Annotated in this window: 12 protein-coding genes; 10 read left to right on the top strand and 2 right to left on the bottom strand. The window is 52.7% G+C overall.

The genetic code is table 11. The annotated features are described in order from the left end of the window. Positions 1 to 96 precede the first annotated feature (96 nt). From EDF61_RS15300 to metG, 8 genes are all read left to right on the top strand, one after another. Positions 97 to 4530: a glycosyltransferase gene (locus EDF61_RS15300; protein ID WP_133834667.1), complete on the top strand. Its 4434-nt coding sequence runs from the start codon at positions 97 to 99 to the stop codon at positions 4528 to 4530. 109 nt (positions 4531 to 4639) lie between these two features. Continuing rightward, on the top strand, positions 4640 to 6553 hold the full coding sequence (locus EDF61_RS15295; RefSeq protein WP_286172285.1) for a glycosyltransferase: 1914 nt from the start codon (positions 4640 to 4642) through the stop codon (positions 6551 to 6553). 50 nt (positions 6554 to 6603) lie between these two features. Beyond that, positions 6604 to 7779 (top strand): glycosyltransferase family 4 protein, encoded by a 1176-nt coding sequence (locus EDF61_RS15290; RefSeq protein WP_286172294.1) that lies wholly within the window; start codon positions 6604 to 6606, stop codon positions 7777 to 7779. Beyond that, positions 7760 to 9535 (top strand): glycosyltransferase family 4 protein, encoded by a 1776-nt coding sequence (locus EDF61_RS15285; RefSeq protein WP_133834665.1) that lies wholly within the window; start codon positions 7760 to 7762, stop codon positions 9533 to 9535. The genes EDF61_RS15290 and EDF61_RS15285 overlap by 20 nt, the downstream gene beginning before the upstream one ends. Before the next feature lie 132 nt (positions 9536 to 9667). Continuing rightward, positions 9668 to 10900: a UDP-N-acetyl-D-mannosamine dehydrogenase gene (gene wecC, locus EDF61_RS15280; RefSeq protein ID WP_133834664.1), complete on the top strand. Its 1233-nt coding sequence runs from the start codon at positions 9668 to 9670 to the stop codon at positions 10898 to 10900. 27 nt (positions 10901 to 10927) lie between these two features. Further along, positions 10928 to 12112: a non-hydrolyzing UDP-N-acetylglucosamine 2-epimerase gene (wecB, locus tag EDF61_RS15275; protein WP_133834663.1), complete on the top strand. Its 1185-nt coding sequence runs from the start codon at positions 10928 to 10930 to the stop codon at positions 12110 to 12112. A 122-nt stretch (positions 12113 to 12234) separates the two neighbouring features. Then, entirely contained in the window at positions 12235 to 13242 is a 1008-nt protein-coding gene (locus tag EDF61_RS15270) for an NYN domain-containing protein (RefSeq protein WP_105659140.1), read from the top strand. A gap of 57 nt (positions 13243 to 13299) precedes the next feature. Beyond that, positions 13300 to 14850 carry a methionine--tRNA ligase gene (metG, locus tag EDF61_RS15265; RefSeq protein WP_208294285.1) on the top strand — a complete coding sequence of 517 codons (1551 nt, stop codon included), beginning with the start codon at positions 13300 to 13302 and terminating at the stop codon, positions 14848 to 14850. 77 nt (positions 14851 to 14927) lie between these two features. Here the strand turns inward: metG and EDF61_RS15260 are convergent, their stop codons facing one another. Continuing rightward, complete coding sequence (locus EDF61_RS15260) at positions 14928 to 15620, bottom strand: response regulator (protein WP_105659141.1); 693 nt, start codon at positions 15618 to 15620, stop codon at positions 14928 to 14930. A gap of 7 nt (positions 15621 to 15627) precedes the next feature. After that, positions 15628 to 16860, bottom strand: a complete 1233-nt coding sequence (locus tag EDF61_RS15255; RefSeq protein WP_133834661.1) for a sensor histidine kinase — start codon at positions 16858 to 16860, stop codon at positions 15628 to 15630. A gap of 183 nt (positions 16861 to 17043) precedes the next feature. Between EDF61_RS15255 and EDF61_RS15250 the strand changes: the two genes are divergently transcribed. Next, positions 17044 to 18102, top strand: coding sequence for a 3-isopropylmalate dehydrogenase (locus EDF61_RS15250; RefSeq protein WP_133834660.1), 1059 nt, complete (start codon positions 17044 to 17046; stop codon positions 18100 to 18102). Between the two features lie 115 nt (positions 18103 to 18217). After that, a complete protein-coding gene (locus tag EDF61_RS15245) occupies positions 18218 to 19312 on the top strand; it encodes a branched-chain amino acid aminotransferase (protein ID WP_133834659.1) in 1095 nt (364 codons plus the stop codon). Positions 19313 to 19455: the final 143 nt, after the last annotated feature.

The following is a 19455-nucleotide window of genomic DNA, read 5'->3' as shown; positions in this document are numbered from 1 at the left end:
AAACATCCTTCCTTGGTGATGTCAAAATTCAGCTCTTCCAATCGAACCGCTAGAATTACTTGCGGATAAGAATACAAAGTTGAGGGAGTTTCCTCGTTGAAACGATCGAATCGCAAGACCGCTCAAGCAATGAGTTCGCGTGCCGAACTTTTTAGCATTAGACAGGAATATCTGAATCTTGAAGGTGACTTTGAGACCAGGGTACTGGATGATTTGGCTAAGTACCGTGCGCAATCATCGAAATTATCGCGGGAGAACGAGTCTCTGCGATCGCGCAAGGTGAAGTCAGATGGTCTAATCGCAAGGCTCGAACGAGAACTTGCTGCCGCTAAGGACGCACGACAGAAATTCAGCCGTGAGGCATCGATTCTCAAGACGCAACTCGCGAATGAGCATGACCGGGCCGAGAAATTCAAAACGGCGTATGAGAATCTAAAGAACCATCCGGTCGTTAGAGCCGCACGCGGTTTGAAGAGCCCCTTTGCGCGTAAGCCCGTTGCTCCTCGCCAGGTTCAAAAGAATGTTCCAGTCCTGGCGGCATCACCAAGCATTTCCAACTTCGACAATGTAAGTCGGCCAGGCAGTCCTGCCGGAACCGGCATCGAAGAAAGCTTCATCGATGCTATTAAGCGTGAAGCGGATGCATATATAGCCCGTTACCGCGACCAGGGCGAGATTGTTGAACCTTCGCAAGGGTTAGTTGCTCTTGCTGCGAAGGAGGAATCGCCTTCAAGGTTCGGAGCCTTGCACGATCAGATTCTGGGACAAGCCCGACTATTCGATTCCTTGCCGGTAGTTCCGCCGAAGACCTCTACGCCTGCTTATATGCCGCAGCCGGATAAAGTGATGTATTGCGCGCACAGCACTGGCGAATACAACAGCAACGGTTATTCGACGCGTACGACTGGTCTCACCACTGCCGTCACCGAAGCCGGCATGGATCTCTTCATTGCGGCGCGACCTGGCTACCCTTGGGACTCCAAAGTCAACAAGAAGATGCCGAAAGAAAAGCGCCTGATTCGCGATTACCAGGGCGTCGATACGTACTTTAACCCAGGTGTGTCACTACGTAGCGATCCACTGGATAAGTTTGTGCAGATCGCGGCGGATATCTATGTTCGCGAAGCGATGATGAATCGACCTTCAGTAATCGTTTCTGCGTCCAATCACATTACGGCGTTGCCAGCATTGATCGCAGCTCGTCGTCTTGGAATCCCGTTCATCTACGAAGTACGTGGGCTTTGGGAAATTACCGCAGCCGCTGGTAACGAAACCTGGCATAAATCGGAACGATTCGAACTAGCACGCCGCATTGAGACTCTGGTGGCGAACGAAGCGGATCGCGCTTTCGCAATCACGGAGGAAGTCCGTGAGGAACTGGTGAAGCGCGGCGCGGAAAGGGACAAGATTGAAATCTTGCCGAATGCTGCGAACATTTTCCAGTACGTCCCTCTCCCAGCTGAGCGATCGAAGGTCGTTGACAAGAAAAAGAAGGGCGAGTTCCTTCTTGGATATGCTGGCAGCCTTGTGGACTACGAGGGGCTGGATCTACTAATCAACGCGGTAGCCGAGCTACCAGAATCTCTGTCGCACGTTGGCGCACTAATCGTTGGCGACGGCTTGGTCTTACCCGCGCTCAAGCGGCAAGTGACCGAATTGGGCTTGGAAGAGCGAATTCGTTTCACCGGGCGCGTACCGAATGAACAAATCAACGATTACCTGGCAATTTTTGACGCCGTGGTCTGCCCGCGAAAATCGAATATTGTTACAGAACTAGTTTCACCATTGAAGCCTATTGAAGCAATGGCTGCAGGCCGTCCGGTGATCGGTTCCAACGTTTCGCCAATTGCTACGTTGCTTGGTACCGATAGTGCTCGAGGCTTGCTCTTCGAAGCGGATCATGTGCAGTCCTTGGCTGAATCGATCGCCCTCCTGGCTAATGATCCGAGGACCGCGCAGGATATGGGGCGTCGTGCCCGTAAGTGGACGGTAGAGAACCGTACATGGCCAATTGTGGCAAAAACTTTCGTTGCCCAAGCTGCCAGTGTCCAGAGCCGTAGGCCAACGGGCAAGAAGCTTAATGAGATTCGTATGGCTCTTATCGCTGACGAATTTACGACCTCAACCATCAGCCGCGAAGTTAATGTCGTGTCGCCAACTCCTGAGAACTGGCGAGAAGCCTTGACATCGAATCCGGTCGATGTGCTCTTCGTAGAATCGGCGTGGGCAGGCAATGATGGAACTTGGACCCGCAAGGTCGGTTACTACGATGATGAGCAATGTGCGGATCTAGTAGCGCTAATTGGCTACTGCCGCAGCAAGAACATCCCAACAATCTTCTGGAACAAGGAAGACCCGGTTCACTTCAATCGATTCCGCCGTACCGCAAAGTACTTCGACGTTGTTTTGACTACTGACGCCAACTGCTTGCGGGACTACTGGGATCACCGTGGTGGAAATCTCAAGGCGTTGGGCAGCCTTTCCTTCTGGGCGCAAGCGGAAATCCACAATCCAATGGGATCTTCCCGCACCTACTCGCATACTGTGGCGTACGGTGGCTCCTATTATGGTGATCGTTATGCGGAGCGTTCGAAGGAACTGCGCGCAATCCTCGAGGGAGCACGTCCCCAGGGGCTGACCATCTATGATCGCCAAGCCGATAATCCTGAATCGCCATACAAGTTCCCACCAGCATTGCAGGACTATGTCCAGGGTGGTCTGACTTACGAAGAAATGGTAGAGGCTTACAAGTCTCATCCGGTGCACGTGAACGTTAACTCGGTGAATGCCTCGCCAACTATGTTCTCCCGTCGAGTTTTCGAGCTTGCGGCATGTGGTACTCCGGTAATTAGCGGCAAGAGCTTCGGCGTTACTTGGATGTTTGATGGGTCGGTTCCTGTGGTCGGTTCGCGCCGGGAATCGGAACTGATTTCAACACTGTGGATGAACTCCGAAGCTGATCGCGTGGCCGATGCTTGGGAGCCATTGCGTGTGACCTTCCGCAAACATCTGGCGCACCATCGTTTGGCCATGGCGCTTCGCATGGCTGGTCTCGCAGTTGATATCCCGACTTTGCCATCACTTGGCATTGAACTGAAGACGTTAACCGAAGAAATTGCTTGGGATCTTGTAGCAGCTAGCGTGCGACCTATGCAGGTATACGTTGCCGGGTTCAACGACGATGATACTGCAGTAAACATTCTGCGAACTGCAGGAATTGCAGTAATGAGCAATGACGCAGTTCGTGAAGCAGAGGTGATTGCCTCCAACGCTGAAGAAATTCTCCAAGATCATCAGGTTCTTGAAGACATGCTAACTGCCATGTTCTATGGCCAAGCTGCAACGGTACAGGTCTCTGACAAGTACGTGGGTACGCAGGGCCTGCCGCTCTGGATGCGCGAGCACGTGGATGCGCAGCTGCCCACCTTGACGCGCAGTAGCAACATCGCAGATTCTGCCGTAGAGACCATATGCCTTCGACGCCCACTTGACGTCGAAGAAGCGGACGGCACGCTCATTGACAATCCTGCGTCCAAGGACTCGCAGAACATCCTAGTCGCGGGACATGACCTGAAGTTTGCCGGGTCAATCATGGCCGGGATATCCGAACACGGGCACAACCTGAAGATCGATAAGTGGGACGGCCACGCTCAGCACAATGTTGAAGAGAGCCAGGATCTTCTAGAAGATGCTGACACGGTGTTCTGCGAATGGTCACTTGGCAATTTGGCGTGGTATTCAACGCATTTGAAGCCCGGGCAGAAACTGGTTACCAGATTCCACTCGCAGGAACTATTCACGGATTACCCTCGATCGGTGAACTTCAAGAAGGTTGACAAGGTGATCTTTGTCAGCGAGTTGATCCGAGGAATGGCGATTCAAAAGTTCGGAATTCCTGAGGAAAAAACGATGGTCATTCCTAACTCTGTGGATACCAGGAAGCTGGATCTTCCCAAGTCCGATGATTCTCAATTTGTATTGGGCTTCGTCGGCATGGTTCCGCAGATGAAGCGATTCGACCTCGTGCTTGATCTACTGGAAAAGTTGCGTGCAATCGATAGCCGCTTTACGTTGCGCGTCAAGGGCAAACGACCAGAAGATTACCCCTGGATGGCTGCACGCGAGGAAGAAATGGCCTTCTACGAGGCGCAGTATGCTCGTATTGAAGAATCTGATCTACTCCGCGGTGCTGTGGTCTTCGATCCTCAAGGCGATAATATGGCCCAGTGGTACCAGGAGATCGGTGTTGCCGTATCCACCAGTGATTTCGAGTCCTTCCACTTCACTCTTGCAGATGGAGCGGCATCTCGTGCGTTGCCGGTAGGCCTGGCCTGGCCGGGAGCGGAATGGCTGTACCCGAATGAGTGGTTGCATGCAGACACTGCGTCAGCAGCTCAATACGTGATCAGTCAGGTACAGGATCAAGCGAAACTGGCAGAGCAGGTTGAATCTGCACGCGAGTTCACTGTGAAGAACTACGATTCCAACGATGTGCTTGCTCGAATCATGAATGAAATTGAAGCTAACTAGCGCTCTTTAGTGCTTTTCTCTAGTGAGGTGCGTTCAGTGGCAATCGCCACCGAATGCACCTCACTGTATTATTGATCTAGTCTGCATTGAAGATAAAGTGAGTTGAGAAGTGAAAATTGCATTAGGGGACTTCCGAAAAGCACTTTGGCATCTTCGCCAGGGTGGTCCACAGCAATTGCAGGAGTGGTACCAGCGCCGCAACTATGATTTGCGCATCGGGGGACAGCAGCGCTACTTGCGAACAGATGTTGAGAAATTGCTTGGACTGCAATTCCCACCGGTAGAATTTGAACCTTCAGAGGACCACGATGGAAAGTTAAACGTTGCCGTCATTCTTGATGATTTCAGCGCGAAAGCTTGGGCGCCTGAATGGAACTGCACCTTTATCACCCCCAGCTCATGGCAGGATGAACTTGAAACACGAGAATTTGATCTTCTCTTCGTGGAGTCGGCCTGGGCTGGAAACAACAAGTCTTGGCAGTACCACCTAACCGGTCCGTCGGCACCTCGACCAGCGTTTGTCGAGATGGTGGAAGCGTTTAAAGAACGATCTGTTCCAGCAGTTTTCTGGAATAAAGAAGACCCACCGCACTTCGCCGACTTCCTCGATTCTGCAAGGCTGTTCGATGTCGTTTTCACATCAGATTCCCGCAAAATTCCGGAATACCATGAAGCACTGGGCCATGAACGTGTCGCAGCGTTGAGCTTTGCAGCTCAGCCGAAGTTCCATAATCCGGTACGGACACTGAGCCAAGAACGCCGAGATGTAGCTTTCGCCGGAATGTATTTTGCGGACAAGTACCCCGAACGACAAGAACAGATGGAGATCGTGCTTGGCGGAGCCATGGATATCTCGCCAAAGCTCACTAGCGGGCTAGACATTTTCTCCCGGCAGCACGGCGGAGACGCGAAGTACCAGTTCCCGGCACCGTATGACCAGAATGTTGTCGGCTCGCTCGACTATGACAAGATGCTTTCTGCGTACAAGAACTACAACGTTTTTCTGAACGTCAACTCCGTGGTCGATTCGCCAAGCATGTGTGCCCGTCGAATATTCGAGATCACCGCCGCTGGCACTCCTGTGGTTTCGGCTCCAAGCGCAGCGATAGAGAATTTCTTCACGCCTTCAGAGGTACTTCAGGTATCCACCAGGGAACAAGCATCTAACTCGATTCGCAGCTTGGTTCGGAGCCCAGAACTTCGCCAGCGAATGGTCCATATGGGTCAGCGCAGGATCTGGAAGAACCATACTTATGCGCATCGTGCTCAACAGGTTGAACAATTCGTTGGGATCCGTTCTGCTCACGGTCAGCCAATGTCCATGTCCTGTACTCCAAAGGTAAGTGCGATTGTTTCGACCATAAGGCCTCACCAGCTTCAGCATATATTCGAGACTGTAGGGAAACAGAAGGATGTTGAAGTTGAGCTCGTCCTCGTGGCTCATAAGTTCTCGGCCGCCACTGGACAACTGGCCGATATGGCATCAGCAGCTGGAGTAGCGAACTACCAACTGCTTGAGATGGGTGAAGAAAATACTTTGGGTGACTGCCTGAACGCCGCGGTGGCCATGGCCAACGGCGACTTCATCACCAAAATGGATGATGACGACCTATACGGGGAGTACTATCTCTTCGATCAAGTTTCAGCGCTTCGATACAGTGGCGCCTCGATAGTAGGCAAGCAGGCGCATTACATGTACCTCGCGGATTCAGATGCTACTTTGCTGAGATTTGCCGAACGTGAGCACCGCTTTACAAACCTCGTGATGGGTCCGACGATGCTTGGCCGCGCGCACGTTTTCCGCGAGACACCCTTTGATACACGTAACCGTGGCGAAGATACAAGATTCCTAAAAGACGTCATTGAACGTGGAGGAACCATTTATTCGAGTGACCGTTTCAACTTTACCCAGATGCGCGGGAATGATGGGCTAGCGCATACCTGGGATCTGAGTGATGCGGAGTTGACTGCAACTGGTAGTATTCAGTGGTTTGGACGCAATGATAAACATGTCTTTTTCTAGGAAAGTCTTATTGTGCAAATAGTACGAGGTAAATCAGGGGAGTGAAGAAGATGAAAGTTATGCTTCTGACTCACTCGTTCACGCCTGAGATCTCGCCACCTCAGCGACGCTGGTCAATTATTGCCGACGAACTGGGGCAATTGGGGCACGAAGTTACTGTAGTGACCCCGAAATCAAATCGGATTGCAACTAAACGGCAAAGTCGTCTTCTTGATAATCATTATTTGAAGCTGCAGCACTATCCATCAATGCGTCGTTCCAAAACGATGCTCGGAAAAGTATTGAAGCATGGCGTTGATGCAGTTCTGAGCGTCCCTGCTGCATTCCGAGGGCAAAAGCCTGACGTTATTATCGCAACTGTCCCAGCAATTCCAACGCTAATTGTTGGCTTCGTGGCCAGCCGTTTACGGGGTGTACCCTTAGTTGTCGACCTCCGGGATGCTTGGCCAGATTTGCTCAGTGAATCACAAGTTATCAAGTTCCGCTGGGTCGAGCCAGCTATTTCGAAGATCATCAGTTTCGTTGTGAATAAAAGCGATATGCTCGTCACGGTGACGTACGGCCTGGCGGGGAAGATGAAGCGAAATGGCGTGAAGAACGTCGCCACAATCACCAACGGCGTTGAAACCGAACGCGAAGATCTTACAGTTTCTCAACGCGAGATCGATGGCGAATTCCATATTCTCTATCTAGGGAACATTGGTCGGAGCCAGGGTCTGGAGACCGTTATCCGAGCGATGGAGTACGTACCAGAATTTGTACGTCTGCGCATTGTTGGCCAGGGTACTGAAAAGAGTAAATTAATGAGCCTAGCGATGGATCTTGGGCTTGATATTGACTTCCAAGACCCTGTCTACGGCCAGGAGGTACTGGAAAATTACTCGTGGGCGGATACATGCCTAGTTTCTCTGCGTCCTGACTGGCCGAGCTTTAATCACACAGTGCCTTCGAAACTGTATGAACTTCTTTACTTGAATCAGCACGTCAGCGGTTTGGTCAGAGGAGAAGCAGCGGAAATTATTCGTGATTCCGAGGCTGGGACTGTGATTGAACAAGATGTACCTTCCCTGGCCGCTTACATTAACAACTTGGTTGCGAACCCTGGAATTTTGCGGACCGATCGTCGCGGGACCGACTGGGTCAGGAAACATGGATCGCTACGTCAAGCCGGGCGGGAATATGCCGAACTACTAGCCACAGTCGTCGATGCGTACTCCAAGAGATAGAGCAGAACTTTTGAATCTAAAAGTCATTCCGAATGCAATCAACACCGGTAATTTGGTACTTTCCAACATTGCTGATGATCCTACTTATTTTGCGCTCCAAGTTGCTCGCCGCTTCAAGTCCAAGCCGGTTCTACGCTCGTTGATTATTACTCTTGGGAGTGATAAATCCAGCATTCGGCTACGCGCGCTCTCGGCCATGCTGAAGGATGACACTAGTGCCCTGCTCTCTGCCTGCAGAGAATGGTTAAGCTCCGACAGCAACCCAAGGCAGTCACTATTCCTGGCTAACCTTTGCATTGCTTCCAATGAGTGGGAACTTGCAGAAGAATTACTCAATAGGGGCAAACCTTCCATCGCCCACGTACGTGCCAAGGCCCGTCTATTGTGGTCATTGGGCTGGATGACAGATGCCATTGAGCTGTTGCAGCAGAATCGCAGTGGCCGTCAACTTCGTCACTATGAATCAGAATTGGCATCCTTCAAGGGGGCAGAGCCCTGTCTTTCTCCGCTCCGTACCGCCGGTATATCGACTAGCGCGACTCGTTCTGTTCTTTACGTTGCTACCAATTCGTTGCCACACACTGGTAGCGGTTACGCACAACGAACTCATTCAATTCTCGCGTCATTAAGGGATGCAGGATGGGGAGTCAAAGGACTTACCCGTGTGAATTATCCCTTGAATATCGGCAAACTATCCGTCTCAGAAGCTGACGTGGTTTCTGGTATCGAATACCAGCGCTGCCTGCCTTTTCCAGCGAAGCATGACTTCACCGGAAGAATCCAGCAACAAGCTGAAGACCTACTGAGCAGAGTCCTTCAAGAGGCCCCTTCTGTACTTCACACGACGACAGATTTTTCTAACGCTCTAGCGGTTAAGTCCGTTGCAGAAGCGACCGGTATACCGTGGGTTTATGAAGTTCGCGGACAGCTGGCAGACACGTGGCTTTCTACGCGTCCCGAGCGCTCGAAAGATTCAGAACGATACCGACTATTCGTGGAACGCGAAGCGTTTGTAGCTCGGCATGCCGATCATGTCTTCACCTTGGGCGATGCCATGAAACGCAACCTGATTGACGCAGGCGTTGATGAATCAAAGATTTCAATATTACCGAACGGGATAGGGGAAAAGTTCCTAGAGGAACCCGTGCCCAGGGTCCAAGCTCGTGCGCAGCTGGACCTCGATTCTGAAGCATTTTATGTGGGGACGGTTAGCAGCTTGGTCCCTTATGAGGGGCTTTCGACAGTTGTCCGTGCTGTTGCTGAACTTGCGAAGCAGCACAAGGAGTTACGTTTGTTGATCGTTGGCGATGGTACGGATCGCGAGAATCTGATCAGTCTTGCCAAAAGTCTAGGCATCGCCGCGCGTTGTGTTTTTCCTGGTCGCATTCCGCGGGAACAGTCGCATGTCTATCATGCTGCGTTGAACGCTTTCGTCGTGCCACGAATTGACTCTGCTGTCACTCGCTCGGTAACTCCGCTCAAACCAGTTGAAGCAATGGCATCGAACGTACCTGTCTTGGCATCCGATCTTCCTGCCCTGCAGGAGCTGATCACTGACGGTGAGAACGGTCACTTGATACCTGCGGGGGATGTGGCTGAGTGGGCCGAAAATATCGAAAAGTTGATTTTAAACCAAGGGGCAGCTGAACGCATGGGCAAGTCAGGGCGGGAATTCGTGCTTGCCAATAGAACTTGGGAGCAAAACGCGCTTAGCGTTGTCCAAGTTTACGAGCAAGTAATAAGTAAAGCTCCGTGACAATGAGGCTGTCGCTGAACTCAGTGATGGGATATGGTTTATAGGGCTAATCTTGCACTTCTTGTGCTTCAAGATCAGCTTGCAGGCCCTTTCGTAGGGAACATCGCTCGTACCAGAAGGAAAGTCACTTTAGTGAACAACATTAAAGAAGTCGCCGTAATCGGTTTGGGTTACATCGGATTGCCAACTGCTGCAATTCTTGCCTCGAAGGGCATCACCGTAAAAGGCGTCGATGTAACTCCTCGAACTGTAGAGGCAGTCAACAAGGGCGAGGTGCCGTTCGTAGAGCCGGCGTTGGGCGAATTCGTTTCCGCCGCGGTGACTGCAGGTACCTTGTCTGCAAGCTTCGATACTCCAGAAGCTGAAGCGTACATTGTTGCTGTGCCAACGCCGTTCAACGATGACTACACCGCTGACCTTTCATACATTGAGGCTGCAGCAGAGGGCATCGCTCCAAAGCTGAAGGGCGGCGAACTGGTTATCCTCGAGTCGACCTCGCCTCCAGGTGCAACCCAGCACCTCTTCGACTACCTGCTGAAGAAGCGTCCCGACCTGAACAAGGACAGCCTGCTTGTAGCACACTGCCCAGAGCGCGTACTTCCTGGCTACGTCATGGAAGAATTGGTCACCAATGACCGTATTGTCGGCGGTATCACCCCAGAAGCTGCAGAGAAGGCCAAGGCTCTTTACGAGACCTTCTGCCAGGCAGCTATCCTCACCACCGATGCTAAGACTGCTGAAATGGCAAAGCTGGTCGAGAATTCGTACCGCGACGTGAACATCGCCTTTGCTAACGAATTGTCGGTCATCTCCGACAAGCTGGGCATTGACGTTTGGGAACTGATCTCCCTGGCCAACCGCCACCCACGCGTAAACATTCTTCAGCCCGGTCCAGGTGTTGGCGGTCACTGCATCGCAGTTGATCCATGGTTCATTGTCTCGGCTGCTCCTGAAGAATCAAAGCTGATCCGCATGGCTCGTAACACCAACGATGCAAAGCCGAACTGGGTTATCGACAAGGTTGTAGAAGCTACCAAACTCCCATCCTTCAACGGCAAGGTAGCGGTCATGGGTTTGGCTTTCAAAGCGAACATTGACGACATGCGTGAATCGCCATCGATTGCGATCGCTCGCAAGTTGGCTGAAGCCAACCCAACCGTCGAGTTCCTTGCAGTGGAGCCACATGTAGAAGAATTGCCTAAGAATCTTGCGGGCATCGCCAACCTGAAGCTGGTTGCAACCGATGAAGCCCTAGAATCGGCAAGTGTAATTACTTTGCTGGTCGACCACGACCAGTTCAAGTCCGTACCAGCAACCGCGCTGGCCGGCAAGGAAGTTATCGACACTCGCGGTCTCTGGCGCTAGTTCTCCAAGCTGACAAGGTATATATCTATGAAGAAGATCATGCCGATCTATGGCACTCGTCCTGAGGCCATCAAGGTTGCGCCGATCGTCAAGGCTTTGAAAGAAGCTGACGAGTTTGAATGCGTTGTTGTCGTAACTGGACAGCACCGGGAAATGCTGGATCAGGTCAACGAGCTCTTTGGCATCACGCCGGACTATGACTTGGACGTCATTCAGCCGCGCCAGACCCTGAATGGTCTGCTTACTAAGACCATTGCTGGTCTTGACGAGATTTTCGAAAAGGAAAAGCCTGACGCTGTAGTGGTCCAGGGCGACACCACCACTTCGACGGCTGGCGCAATCGCTGCTTTCTACCGTGGTATCCCAGTGGTTCACGCTGAGGCTGGACTTCGGAGCTATGACATCTTCTCTCCATTCCCGGAGGAAGCTAACCGCAAGCTGACCAGCCAGATCGCCAGCCTGCATTTGGCTCCAACGTCGTTGAGCAAGCGTAACCTTGAGCGTGAAACGTTCAAGGGAAGTGACATCGTTATCACCGGTAACTCTGTCATTGACGCACTGCTGACTGTTGTCGAAAAGAAGGTTCCTTTCTCGGATCCCAAGTTGGAAGAATTGGTTTCTTCTGACAAGCGCATTGTTCTGGTGACGACGCACCGTCGTGAGAACCAAGGCGAACCAATGCGCGGCATCGGCCGTGCATTGGCAAAGCTCTCCAAGGCGGAACCAGACGTTGAATTCATCTTGCCGTTGCATCGCAACCCTGCGGTTCGCGAAGCGTTGCTTCCGGAAATCGATGGACTGCCTAACGTGACTTTGACCGAGCCGCTGGCTTACGGCGAATTCACTCGCATCATTGATGCTTCGACCGTCGTCTTGACCGATTCCGGTGGCGTCCAGGAAGAAGCTCCAAGCCTCGGCAAGCCTGTTCTGGTCATGCGCCTGAACACCGAGCGGCCTGAAGCTGTTACCGCGGGTACCGTACGCCTGATCGGCACCGATGAAAACCGCATCTTCGAATCGGTCACTGAGCTGTTGCATGATGAAGCGGCTTACAACGAAATGGCTAACGCTGTAAACCCTTACGGTGATGGCAGGGCTTCCGTACGTACCGTCGCTGCAATTGCAGAATTGCTTGGCGTAGGTTCGCGTATCGAGGAATTCGATTCCAGTCTGTCAGATCCAGAAGACATGATGCGGGCAACCAGCATCTAGTTCCGTTCAAAAGACCAGTTCAACACCAGTTGAACTGGTCTTTTCTGGTTTACACCGGAAAGAGTCATGCGATGCAGGCCCTTTCAATATGGTTTGCCTAGTTTTATCAGTACGATCGAATCATGATGAATCAAACTGCAATATTTATTGATGCCGGATTTCTGCTCTCACTAGGCGGTCATCGTGCCGCCGGAACGACCTTAAGATCAGCCTTTACAACCCATTACGAGGCGCTGGTACGCGGGATCGTGCAAACCGTAAAGAAGAATACGGGTCTTAATAACCTCCGCGTGTATTGGTATGACGCCTCGAAAGACGGGCTATTTACTGAGCAGCATAAGCGGATTGGCTTGATACCCGGCGTTAAAGTGCGCTTAGGTCGTATCTCTTATAACGGCGAGCAAAAAGGTGTGGACCTGAGACTGGCGCTGGACCTTGTAGGGGTTGCCCGTAATGGCTCGGCATCAATTGCTTACTTGGTCTCCGGCGATGACGACCTCGCCGAGGCCGTCGAAGAAGCGCAAGACTTGGGCATGAAAGTAGTGTTACTAGGCGTAGCGAAATCCGATAGCCGTCTTGGAGTAGCCTCGGTGGCTGAACACCTGGCTTTGACCGCTGACTACATTGAAATCGTTCCGAATCAACTATTGGATAGCGCATTCACCAAGGTTCTTGAATGGGACAAGAATCATTCTGAAAAGACGTCTCTAATTGCTAGTGCGTCTTTGGAGACAGAAGCAAAGCCAGCAGCGAAGCCATCGGTTCCTACTCCTGCCGTCATGGCTCAGAAGCCAGTTATCAGGCCAGCCGTTGAACCGGAAGCCGAACCTGTGGTGATCTACTCCAGTGGTGGTGAAGCTTCTGGCTATCAGGGTTCCGCGGCTTATGAGCAACAAGAGTTGAAGGTTGCAGAAGAGATCGGCGCAAAGGTTGCTGAATCCTGGCTTGCCTTCACGACACAGTCTGACGTAGTAGAACTCATTGCTGACAAGCCGCAGCTGCCACCCGAAATTGACAGGACTTTGCTCAAGGATTGCGCTCAAGTGCTTGGGGAATGGAAAACTGATCAGCAGATCATCCGCCGCACACTTCGTGGCGCCTTCTGGGAGTATTTGGGCAAGATCATGTGACGAGTCAGTACAATCTGGAAATCCGCTTTCCGACGCTAGCTAAGGTAAATTTATATCGTGACTTCTCAGCAGAAACCTTTTTACATCACCACGGCTATTTCTTACCCGAACGGTACCCCGCACATTGGGCATGCCTACGAGGTAGTGGCTACCGACGTTATGGCTCGATTCAAGCGCCTGGATGGTTTTGACGTCTTCTTCCTGACCGGCACCGACGAGCACGGCCAGAAGATGATGCAGACCGCAGAGAATCTTGGGGTCACGCCGGCTCAGCTGGCCCAGCGTAACTCGGATGCATTCCAGGCCATGAATGATGAGCTGGGTACAAGCTACGACCGCTTCATCCGTACCACTGATGCAGACCATCATGCGGCTGCGCAGGAACTCTGGCGCCGCATGGAAGCCAATGATGACATTTACTTGGATAAGTACGCAGGATGGTACTCGGTACGCGATGAGGCCTTCTACACCGAAGACCAGACGGAAGTGCGCGAGGACGGTATTCGTTATGCCGTTGAAACCGACACTGAAGTTACTTGGACTGAAGAAGAGTCCTACTTCTTCCGCTTATCCAAGTACCAGGACAAGTTGCTGGAGTACTACCAGAACAACCCTGAATTCGGCGCGCCACGTTCCCGCTTCAATGAAGTAGTACGGTTTGTCGAAGGCGGTCTGATGGACCTTTCGATCTCTCGAACGACCTTTGATTGGGGCATCCCGGTACCGGGCAACGAGAAGCATGTAATGTACGTCTGGGTAGACGCCCTGACCAATTACCTGACGGGCGTTGGATTCCCGGACGTTGAGTCTGCTTCTTTCCAGAAGTACTGGCCGGCAGATGTCCACGTGATCGGCAAAGACATCTCGCGATTCCACGCGATCTACTGGCCAGCATTCTTGATGTCTGCAAAACTGCCATTGCCTAAGCGCGTCATGATCCATGGATTCCTGCATAATAACGGTGTGAAGATGTCCAAATCCCTGGGCAACACTGTTTCCCCAGATGATTTTGTGAACCGTTATGGCTTGGACCAGGTACGCTACTTCTTCTTGCGTGAAGTTCCGTTCGGTGCCGACGGCAGCTACAACCACGAGACCATCGTTGCCCGTATTAACGGTGACCTGGCCAATAACTTCGGCAACCTTGCACAGCGTTCACTTTCGATGGTCGCAAAGAACTGTGGGGGAGTAGTCCCGACCCCGGGCGAATTGCTGGAAGCTGATCAGCAGATTCTGGAAGCAGCCGGCAAGCTGCTGGAGATCAACCGAGATGCTTTCTCGCGTCAGGAATTCAGCAAGGCACTTGAATCCGTTTGGCACGTTCTGGGCGATACCAATGCCTACTTCGCTGAGCAGGAGCCATGGAAGCTGAAGAAGACCGATCCTGAGCGTATGGCTACTGTCTTGTACGTGACCATTGAGATTGTCCGCAAGGTGGCGTTGCTGCTTCAGCCAGTATTGCCGCAGGCCATGACTTCTATGCTCAATGCGTTGGCAGTTGGCGAAGGTTCGGCGCGAACCTTCGAGTCCTTTGATAGCGCTTTGGTCCCAGGCACTGAGCTCCCAGCTCCTTCTCCTGTGTTCCCACGTTACGAGGAAGAGAAGTAAGAATTTTCCTGAGAGGAAATTGAGGAGTTCTGCTTGATTCTGAATCCGAGCAGAACACCTCAATTTTTTTCATTCAGTCAGGGTGTGACGACTCCGGTCTGGTAGGCGATGACTACAGCCTGGACCCGGTCACGAGCTTCCAGTTTGGCCAGAATATGACCCACATGGGTTTTGACTGTAGCTTCTGACAGGAATAGTTTTTCTGCGATTTCCGGGTTGGAAAAACCTTCTGCAATCAGGCCAAACACTTCCCGCTCGCGAGGCGTCAGCGATTCAACCGCGGCAATCAGGTGATCCTTGTGCTGTGACGAGCTCTTCTTGAGCATTGGCGCCATGTGGTCCAGCAACCGTCGAGTGGTCGATGGCGCTATGACGGCATCTCCTCGATTGACGGTGCGTACTGACTCCAAGAGTTCTTCTGGGGGCGCATCCTTCAAAAGAAAGCCGCTGGCGCCGGCTTGAATGGCGCTTAGCGCATATTCGTCCATGTCGAAAGTCGTCAGCACGATGATCTTGGGACCATCAGCGGCCTTCTTATCTGGATCCAATAGGCGTTCGGTAGCTTCGATGCCGTCCATTTCCGGCATTCGCACGTCCATCAAGATGACATCCGCCTGAGCCATCAGTGGTGCAGCTAGTGCTTCACGGCCATTGCCAGCTTCAACAATGACTTCCATATCCTCTTGGGAATTAATGAGCATTCTGAAGCCACTGCGAACCAAGAGCTGATCATCGACCAAGCCGACCTTGATGGCATCTGTATTAGGCATTTGAATATTAGTCCTCGGTGTAAGGGATGAAAACATTAACGGCGAAACCGCCCCCGGTCCGGGGGAGTGCAGTGCAGGTACCTTCATATAAGGCTACGCGTTCTTTCATTCCCTGCAGACCTTGTCCTACGCCTTCCAGGACGATGGAACCGGCACCTCGCCCATCGTCGCTGACGCTCAAATTCAGGCCCCGGGAAGTCCACTCAATATGGACTTGGGTCTGTGTATCAGGACCAGCGTGCTTAATGACATTCGTGAGCGATTCTTGAACGCATCGATAGATTGTGAGCTCCGCGCCTGCCGGTAGTTCTTTCCGCGAGGTTCCAGAAGTTTCGAGATGGACATTCAGTCCGGACACGGCAACGCTTTCTACGAGTTCAGGTACGTTTGCCAATGACGGAAGAGGGCGATTCTCCAATTCCTCATCTTTGCGTAGAACTCCCAGAAGCCTGCGCATTTCTTTCAGTGAAGCGCGGCCAGTATCTGAAACTGTCTTCAGGGTCTCGATGGCAATCTCCGGGTCTTTCGCCGCCGCATATCGTGCCCCGTTAGCCTGGGTGATGATGACAGAGAGCGAATGGGCCACGATGTCATGCATCTCGCGGGCGATGTGGTTTCTCTCGTCGGAAGCTGCCAGGGCGCGCTCGGTGAGGCGTTCTTTCTCGAGGCGTTCGGCGTGATCCCTCAGGGACTTCATGGCCAGACGCCTCGTTCGCGCTAAGTCACCGAAGGTCCAAGAAAGGGTGACAACCAATGCAAGACCCACGAAAGAAATCATCATGTCGAAGGTGAAGACGGGGGATGGATCAGGCGAGTACCTTGAGGCGCCGAACATGCTGAACGTCGCCAACAACGCGCCAATCAGACCCAGCCCCAGCGTGCTGAATGACTGCCAGCGTTTCCCGTAGACAGCCATGGTATAAACCATGATTGGAACGGATACTTGCGAGAACATCATTAGCCCGTCAAAGCCCAGTTGCAATACATGCCCGGTGGCGACAACGAGGGTCGCTGCCCATGGGCAGCGACGCCGCACCATCAGCGGAGCTGACTGGAGAAGAGAAAGGCTCAGCACGGCGAGAACGGCGGCAACTGACATCGAAGAAGCGAGGCTGAGGGCGGCCGGTATGCAGAACAGCGTGTACAGCAGGCCGGTGATGAAATCTACTCGTCCGGGATTCTCGCGGATCCAACCGTCAATGCGACGGTGGGGATTGGCAAAGATCAAGAGTTCCTGCAATTCGACGTGTTAGTAGCTGTTGATCCTTATAGCGAAGCAAAGGATCTGTTTATCCAAGGTTATCGGCAATGAAGACGGCGATGCCTCATGCCCAGGGAGGAAATATGTCGACGAAAACTCATCAGATCTCATTATTTGAGATGAACTCTCAAATGGCGGACGCTAGTCGATAGAATCTGTGCCATGGGAAATGTAATTGATATTGCGGTCATTCCGGGTGACGGTATTGGCCCAGAAGTTGTTGCCGAAGCGGTTAAGGTTCTGAAGTTCGTCACTAACGGTGGCAAGAACGAGTTCAAGCTGACCGACTACAAGCTTGGTGCGGAACATTGGCTGGCGACTGGCGAAACACTTCCGGAAGCTACGCTGGAAGCTCTCAAGAAGCACGATGCAATTCTCTTCGGCGCTGTTGGCGCTGCCCCTGGAGATACGCGCATTCCGTCCGGAATTATCGAGCGCGAAATGCTTCTGAAGCTCCGCTTCTCGCTGGATCATTTCGTGAATCTGCGTCCGGCTAAGCTCTATCCTGGAATTGAGAGCCCCCTGGCTAACCCCGGTGAAATTGACTTCGTGGTGGTTCGCGAAGGTACCGAAGGCCCGTATGTAGGCAACGGCGGTTCGGTGCGCACGGGCACCGCGCATGAAATCGCTACCGAAGTATCGGTAAATACCGCCTACGGTGTGGAACGTGTTGTCCGCGACGCATTCCGCCGTGCATCAGAGCGTGAACGCAAGCGTGTCACCCTGGTGCACAAGCACAACGTGCTGGTGCACGCGGGGCATTTGTGGAAGCGCACTGTCGAAATGGTGGCGCAGGAATTCCCAGAGGTTACCCACGATTACCTGCACGTGGATGCGGCTACCATCTTCCTGACCACGGATCCATCGCGTTTCGATGTGATTGTCACTGACAACCTCTTTGGCGACATCCTCACCGACCAGGCCGGCGCCATTACCGGTGGTATTGGCTTGGCCGCCAGTGGCAACATCAATATGGACCGTACCTACCCATCGATGTTTGAGCCGGTTCATGGTTCCGCTCCGGATATTGCCGGCCAGCAGAAGGCAGACCCAACCGCGGCGATTCTGTCCGTGGCACTGATGCTTGATCACCTCGGGTTGTCTGAAGAAGCTCGCACAGTTGAGCAAGCTGTTGAAAAAGAGATCACTTCACGTCAAGAATTGACCGATAATCGCACCACAAGTGAAATTGGCGATGCAATTGTGGCGTTACTGGCATAAGCTGAAAGTGACGTTTCTGGTTAGCTGATAACCAGTAGCAAATTCCACGAACGGATGTTCCGCTGAGGCGTGGAGCATCCGTTCTTTGTTTATTGAACTAGGAAGTCCAGGGTAGATGGAATTCACCGAAAATCTCTCAACGAATCGCAAGAGCGAACAGGACCGAGCCGGCGTCTTGGCTAATCCTGGGTTCGGAGACTTCTTCACTGACCACACCGCAGTCATAGACTGGTCAGCAGACGATAGCGGCCGTAACGGTGAATGGCATGATGCTCGAATTGAGCCATACGGCCCTATCGCCATGGACCCGGCCGCTTCAGTCCTGCATTATGGCCAGGAAATCTTCGAAGGCCTGAAGGCCTACCGCCATGCCGATGGTTCAGTATGGACTTTCCGCCCGCAGGCCAACGCTGCCCGCATGAACAAGTCGGCTCAGCGCCTAGCACTCCCGCAGCTGGATGAAGACGTTTTCGTCGACTCGCTGCGCAAGCTGGTAGCAACGGATATCGGTTGGGTTCCTACCGGTGACGGTGAAGCCCTGTACCTGCGTCCATTCATGATTGCTACCGAAGCATTCCTGGGTGTGCGTGCAGCGCGTGAGGTTTCCTACCGCGTCATCGCATCTCCAGCAGGCAATTACTTCGGTGGCGAACTCAAGCCAGTGGCCATTTGGGTATCGAAGAACTACGCACGAGCAGGCCGAGGCGGTACAGGTTCGGCTAAGTGCGGTGGCAACTACGCGGCCTCGCTCGTCGCCCAGTTGGAAGCTGAAGAAAACGGCTGCAAGCAGGTTCTGTTCCTTGACTCATTCAATGACAATGCCGTTGAAGAGCTCGGGGGCATGAATGTCTTCTTCGTAACAAAGGACAACAAGCTGGTGACCCCGGCATTGACCGGAACCATCCTTGAAGGCGTGACCCGTTCGTCGGTCATCCAGCTCGCGAAGGATCGCGGCATGGAGGTCGAAGAACGCAAGATCACCCTGGATGAGTGGCGTGAAGGCATCGCCTCCGGCGACATTGCCGAGGTCTTTGCTTGCGGTACAGCAGCGGTGATCACCCCAATCGGCCTGCTGAAGAACGGCGAAGAGCTCATTGGTGATGAGAGTGCTGCAGCCGGCGAAGTGACCATGTCCATTCGCGAAGAACTGCTGGGCATCCAGCGGGGTACCGTGGAAGACCGTCACGGTTGGCTGGAGCGTTTGGCGTAAAGCTAGCTCAAAGTCGCTGGTCTCGAGACTTGAAGTCTCGGGACCAGTGACTCTTCTATGTCTGTCAAGCCGCAACCGGAACCTCTTCAATCATTTTTGAAGCACTGAAGATTCTGAAGATCCGACGGGCGAGATAGCGTTTG

The sequence above is a fragment of the Arthrobacter sp. JUb115 genome, assembly GCF_004365035.1.
GTDB lineage: Bacteria > Actinomycetota > Actinomycetes > Actinomycetales > Micrococcaceae > Glutamicibacter.
The sequence above is the reverse complement of the archived record's forward strand: the minus strand, read 5'-3'. Positions and strand labels throughout refer to the sequence as shown.

What these genes read in the sequence shown, in the direction of transcription:
- EDF61_RS15290 (WP_286172294.1), top strand. Translation starts at nt 6,604, where the DNA reads ATGAAAGTTATGCTTCTGACTCACTCGTTCACGCCTGAGATCTCGCCA.
- EDF61_RS15285 (WP_133834665.1), top strand. Translation starts at nt 7,760, where the DNA reads ATGCGTACTCCAAGAGATAGAGCAGAACTTTTGAATCTAAAAGTCATT.
- wecB (WP_133834663.1), top strand. Translation starts at nt 10,928, where the DNA reads ATGAAGAAGATCATGCCGATCTATGGCACTCGTCCTGAGGCCATCAAG.
- EDF61_RS15270 (WP_105659140.1), top strand. Translation starts at nt 12,235, where the DNA reads ATGATGAATCAAACTGCAATATTTATTGATGCCGGATTTCTGCTCTCA.
- EDF61_RS15260 (WP_105659141.1), bottom strand. Translation starts at nt 15,620, where the DNA reads ATGCCTAATACAGATGCCATCAAGGTCGGCTTGGTCGATGATCAGCTC.
- EDF61_RS15250 (WP_133834660.1), top strand. Translation starts at nt 17,044, where the DNA reads ATGGGAAATGTAATTGATATTGCGGTCATTCCGGGTGACGGTATTGGC.
- EDF61_RS15245 (WP_133834659.1), top strand. Translation starts at nt 18,218, where the DNA reads ATGGAATTCACCGAAAATCTCTCAACGAATCGCAAGAGCGAACAGGAC.